General features: G+C 65.2%; 5 protein-coding genes. 1 reads left to right on the forward strand and 4 read right to left on the reverse strand.

Going from position 1 to position 5,287, the window contains the following annotated elements; all coding sequences use genetic code 11:
* Together EN949_RS32705 and EN949_RS32710 are read right to left on the reverse strand one after the other, a co-directional pair.
* The coding region (locus tag EN949_RS32705; protein ID WP_245472566.1) for an aldolase/citrate lyase family protein at positions 1 to 528 on the reverse strand (528 nt) is incomplete at its 3' end.
* A gap of 2 nt (positions 529 to 530) precedes the next feature.
* Positions 531 to 983, reverse strand: coding sequence for a MaoC family dehydratase (locus tag EN949_RS32710; protein WP_024505350.1), 453 nt, complete (start codon positions 981 to 983; stop codon positions 531 to 533).
* 151 nt (positions 984 to 1,134) lie between these two features.
* Here EN949_RS32710 and EN949_RS32715 point away from each other — a divergent pair, with 151 nt between their 5' ends.
* A complete protein-coding gene (locus EN949_RS32715; RefSeq protein WP_027162574.1) occupies positions 1,135 to 2,259 on the forward strand; it encodes a DUF2336 domain-containing protein in 1,125 nt (374 codons plus the stop codon).
* On the opposite strand, the gene EN949_RS32720 is transcribed toward EN949_RS32715, so the two are convergent.
* On the reverse strand, positions 2,256 to 4,322 hold the full coding sequence (locus EN949_RS32720) for an FUSC family protein (protein WP_127371912.1): 2,067 nt from the start codon (positions 4,320 to 4,322) through the stop codon (positions 2,256 to 2,258). The genes EN949_RS32715 and EN949_RS32720 overlap by 4 nt on opposite strands.
* Positions 4,323 to 4,367: 45 nt before the next feature.
* A partial coding sequence (locus EN949_RS32725) for a toprim domain-containing protein (RefSeq protein WP_245472568.1) occupies positions 4,368 to 5,287 on the reverse strand: 920 nt, incomplete at its 5' end.

Here is a 5,287-nt window from a genome sequence, read left to right on the forward strand (position 1 = left end):
GAACACGTCCGTGTAGCGGCCATGCTCGTCGCGGGCGCTGCGCGCGCCGAGCGCCGCCGACAGGTCTTCCGCGCCCCAGGTGAGCCCGGCAAGCCGCGCGCTGGTCCCGGCATAGGTTGCCGCCGCCAGCACGCCTGCCGGCGTTTCGGTGATGATCGGCAGGATCTTGATCGCGCCGTCGGCCAGGCCGTTTTCGGCCTCGCGCACCCTGAGTTTTGCCGACAGGTGCTGCACATCCTGGCCGCCGTTCGACTTGGGCAGCATGATGCCGTCGGGTTTCGCCGGAACCAGCGCCGCCAGATCGTTATCCGTCAGCCCGGTCGCGAGGTCATTGACCCTGACATAGATGGCGGAAGTCGTTTGTGCCCTGCGTTCCAGGATGAAGCGCGCCGCTACGCCGCGCGCCAGCGCCTTGTTGTGCGGCGCCACGGAATCCTCGAGGTCGACGATGACCACGTCGGCGCCGGCACCAAAACCCCTTTCCAGCTTCCTCTCGGAATCACCGGGGACGAACAGCAGCGAGCGCATGATCAGGCCGCCTTCTTCAGCATCATCGCTTGCCTGGTGCATTTGGCGACGAGATCGCCATGCTGGTTGTAGGCGCGATGCTCGAATTCGACGATGCCGCGATCGGGCTTCGACCTGGACTCGCGCACCGAGATGACTGTCGTCTCGACGCGAACGGTATCGCCATGGAAGACCGGATGTGGAAACACGGTTTCCTTCATGCCGAGATTGGCCACCGTGGTGCCGACGGTGATGTCATTGACCGAAATGCCGATCATCAGCCCGAGCGTGAACAGCGAATTGACCAGCGGCTTGCCCCATTCGCTTCTGGCGGCGAAATCGAAGTCGATGTGCAGCGGCTGCGGGTTCAGCGTCATCACCGAAAACAGCATGTTGTCGCTTTCGGTAACGGTCTTGCGCAGCGTGTGCTGGAAGACATGGCCGACGACGAACTCTTCGAGATAAAGTCCGGCCATTTCTTTCTCCTCAGGTGCTTGACGGTTGATAGGCGCTGCAAATCAGCCTCGCAAGCCAGTTAATGAACATGGTGAACGGTTCGTAAACCAATTCTGCCTACGGTCGTCAGTGGGGTCGGAACCTTCCGGCAAGGGGCGTAAGCAGGCGGGCATGGTTGTTGTTTCGCATTTCCTGAAATGGATCTACACGGCCAAGGTGTCGGAGCGCGCCGCGGCGGCGAGCGCTCTGGCCCGAGCCTACATCAATTCCGAATTGCCCTTCGAGGACCGCTGCGCCGCAGAGGCGGCGCTGACACTGTTGCTCGACGATGCCTCGTCAAAGGTGCGGCTGGCGATGGCCGAGGCGCTGTCGATGAGCCAACACGCGCCAATGCAGATCATCAGCGCGCTGGCCTCCGACCAGCCGGAAGTCGCCGGCGTGGTGCTGGCGCGCTCGCCGCTGCTCACCGACGCCGACCTGATCAACCGCGTGGCTTCGAGTCCGAAGGCGACGCAAAAACTGATCGCAGACCGGCCGCTCGTCTCGATGGCGCTGTCAGCGGCCATCGCCGAGATCGGCGAGGCGGACGCCTGCGCCGTGCTGCTCGCCAACAGCGGCGCCGACATCGCCTCGCTCAGCTTCCGCCGCATGGCCGAACGGCATGGGCACCTGCCGCTGGTGCGCGAGGCGCTGATATCGGATGTCAGGCTGCCGGCCGACTGCCGGCATATGCTGCTCGTCAAGCTTGGCGAAATGCTGAAAACGTCGCCACTGGTGATGGCGATGATGGGCGCGGCGCGAGCCGACCGCGTCATGCGCGACGCCTGCGTCAAGGCTTCGGTGACGCTGATCGAAGGCACGCGCACGGAAGAACATGCGGCCCTGATCGAGCATCTCAGGCTGCGTGGCGACCTCACCGCGAGCTTCCTCATCCGCACCATCGCGCATGGCAAGGTCGATTTCTTCGGCTCGGCACTGGTTGCGCTCAGCCAGCAGTCCGAACAAAGGGTTAGGGCGCTGCTGGCCGGCGGGCACGACGTGGCTTTGCAGGCATTGTTCCGCAGCGCCGGGCTCGCCGGCGCCACGCACGCCATCATCCTGCGTGCGCTGAAGATCTGGCGCGAGGTCGCCAACGGCAAGCGCGTCGCCGGTGTGCAGGAGGTCAGCTGGCTGATGCTCAAGGAAGCGGGCGGTCAATCCGCCGAGGGTGATCTCGCCGCCTTGGTCAAATCGATCCATCTCGACGCGCTGCGCGAGAACGCGCGCGGCCACGCGCTGGCGATAGCGGCCGCCTAGCCCCTATCCCTGGCAAAAAAATCCGGAAAATCCTCCATCGCGGCGGCGATGATGCGCAGCGATGCCGCGATCTGCAGCAATTCCCCGGTACCGTTTCGCTGCGCAATGCTCGCCGCATATTGCCGGGCGACGGTGACGGTTGATGTCTGCGGATCGCCGGGGGCGCGGAAGAGCAGTTCGCGCGCCAGCCCTCTCAGGAAGTTGGCGATCGAAAGCGCGGTCTCGGATGGGATGGCATGGCTTTGGCTCGCATCGCGCAGCCGAAGGACCTCCAGGCCGACGGTGACGGCGGCGACGCCGCCGCCCAGAACCGCATCGCCTTTCTGACCGGCATTCTGCACCAGCGGCATCAATTGGTTGATGCGGTCGTAGGCGAGGCTCTCGAAGGCCGACCGCCTCGGCACCCGCTCATGCAGGCAAAGCCGCGCCAGATCCTCACGCATGGCGCGCACGATGCGGTTGGCCGCGAGCCAAGGATCGGCCGGCAGCACGACGATGAAGACACCGATCGCCAGCAGGATGCCGACCAGGATCGACGCCGAACCGGCGAAGAAGGGTCCGGGATCGTAGGTCATCGCCTGGTGTGGACTGAGGAAGGCGAGAAAGTTGATGGCGAAAGCCGTCGCCACGCCGACATAACGTGGATTGGCCATGGCCAGCGCCGTCGGCACCAGGATCGGCACGACAAACAGCATGAACCAGCCGAAGCCGGGCAGGGCAGGCAATGCGATCTGGCCGACGAGAAAGGCAAACGGCAGCGCCAGAAGCGTTCCCTTGAAGAAACCCCAGGCGACCTGCACTGGGTCGGGGCGAGCAGCAAACAGGCTCGACACGACGGCAACGAGAATGACCGTGCCGGCGGCTTCCGACCATTTCGTCGTCAACCAGAAGGCCGCGACCAGCAGCGTCGCAAGGGCAGCGCGCACCGCGTTGCGCGATGCGCCGGCGTAATCGCGATGCACCACCAGCGCAGGCTGCCTGCTGCCCCTGGCCGGGCGCGTGGCAGGCGCACGCAGGGCATCGAGGCCGCGCAGCACCTGCTTGAGCGCATCGGCGAAATCGGCGGCAATGGTCAGGCGGGTGATCGTGCCGACCCTGTCGTCGCCCTGGTCGGTCGAGGCATCGGGCATTTGCCGGGCCTTGGCCGAGATGGTGTCGAGCCGCGCCACCCAAGGCGTGGTGTCGTCCAGCGCGCCGGGCTTCGCGGCCATTTCACCGACAAGGGCCTGCAACTCCGAACGCACCGGAATGAGCGCCGCATTCTTCGGAGCGGCATGCGAATGCAACGCACGTGCCGCCGACAACGCCGAGAGCAGTTGTCCGATGGTGCGCCGGACCGGATGCGCGCGCGGCGCGAAGCTCGGCGCCTCGAGCCTGGCATAGGCGCGCATCTCGCCGAGCGTCTGGGTATCCGTGACCAGCTTTCGGTGCAGCGCGGACAGCGTTGCCGGGTCGCCGCCGGAGAACGCACCGCCGGCATAGGTGGCAAGATCGAGGATGCAGCGTTTCAGGCGCGAGACGATGGCGTCGCTGGCCAGTTTTGGCAGGATCAGCCGGCTGGTCAGGCCGGCGCAGACGATGCCGAGCACGATCTCGGCACAGCGCGCGACAGCGAGGTCGACGACGAGGTGCGGCTGTCCGAAAGCGGGCAGGCCGATGATCATTGCGGTGTAGCCGGCCAGGGCGGCGCCATAGGCTTCCGGATTGCGCAGCAGCGACGAGACGAAGGTGCAGATGCCGATCCAGACGGCAAGCACAGTCACCAGCACCCAGGGGTTGGTGCCGAAAACGGTGGTGATGCCGATCGCGGCGATGCCGCCGACCAGCGTGCCGAGCAGCCGGTAGAAGCCCTTCGCCAGCACCATGCCGGCAACCGGCTGGGCGACGATGAACACCGTCATCATGGCCCATTGCGGATGGTCGAGCTTCAGCGCATAGGCTGCCAGCAGCGCGATCAAGCCGGCTGAAACGGTGCGCAAGGCAAAGATCCAGTCGGAGCGCGTCGGCTGCGTCAACCCGGCTAAACTCGTCTCGAAATAGCCTTTCAGCCGCGTCCTGGTCACATGCTCGTCTCCGCAACTGGAGCCTTGTTATGGACCGGCTGGCGGCTAGATATCCAGCACTTCCGTCTCGGCGAATTCGGCGCGTTCCTGGATGAAGCGGAAGCGGGCCTCCGGCTTCGTGCCCATCAACGCATCGACGGCGTCCTTGGTCGCCGTCTCGGCGTCGATTACATCGATCCTGAGCAGCGTTCGCTTCCTCGGATCCATGGTGGTTTCCTTGAGCTGGGCGGCCATCATCTCGCCCAGACCCTTGAAGCGGCCCAGTTCCACCTTGCCGCGCCCGGTGAATTCGGTGCGCAGGAGCTCGTCCTTGTGGGCGTCGTCTCGGGCATAGGCGACCTTGCCGCCTTGCCTGATCGAGTAAAGCGGCGGCACGGCGAGATAGAGATGGCCGCCACGCACCAGCGCCGGCATCTCCTGATAGAAGAAGGTGATCAGCAGCGAGGCGATATGGGCGCCGTCGACATCGGCGTCGGTCATGATGATCACGCGGTCGTAGCGCAGATCCTCATCGCGGTACTTCGAACGCGTACCGCAGCCGAGCGCCTGGATCAGGTCTGAAATCTGTTGGTTGGCCGCCAGCTTATCGTTGCCGGCGCTGGCGACGTTGAGGATTTTGCCGCGCAATGGCAGCACGGCCTGGCTGGCGCGGTCGCGCGCCTGCTTGGCCGAGCCGCCGGCCGAGTCGCCTTCGACGATGAACAGTTCTGCACCGGCCGCGGCATTCTGCGTGCAGTCGGCGAGCTTGCCCGGCAGCCGCAGCTTGCGCACCGCGCTTTTGCGCGACACCTCTTTTTCCTGGCGCCGGCGCACCCGCTCGTCGGCGCGTGCGATCACCCATTCGAGCAGCTTCGAGGCTTCCTGCGGATTGTCGGCCAGCCAATGGTCGAACGGATCGCGGATCGCGGTCTCGACAATTCGAATTGCCTCGATCGTCGCCAGCCTGTCCTTGGTCTGGCCGACGA

Source organism: Mesorhizobium sp. M7A.F.Ca.US.007.01.2.1 (genome assembly GCF_003998165.1).
Classification (GTDB): domain Bacteria; phylum Pseudomonadota; class Alphaproteobacteria; order Rhizobiales; family Rhizobiaceae; genus Mesorhizobium; species Mesorhizobium ciceri.

Coding starts and splice junctions, on each gene's coding strand:
- EN949_RS32710 (WP_024505350.1), bottom strand. CDS start 983: ATGGCCGGACTTTATCTCGAAGAGTTCGTCGTCGGCCATGTCTTCCAG.
- EN949_RS32715 (WP_027162574.1), top strand. CDS start 1,135: ATGGTTGTTGTTTCGCATTTCCTGAAATGGATCTACACGGCCAAGGTG.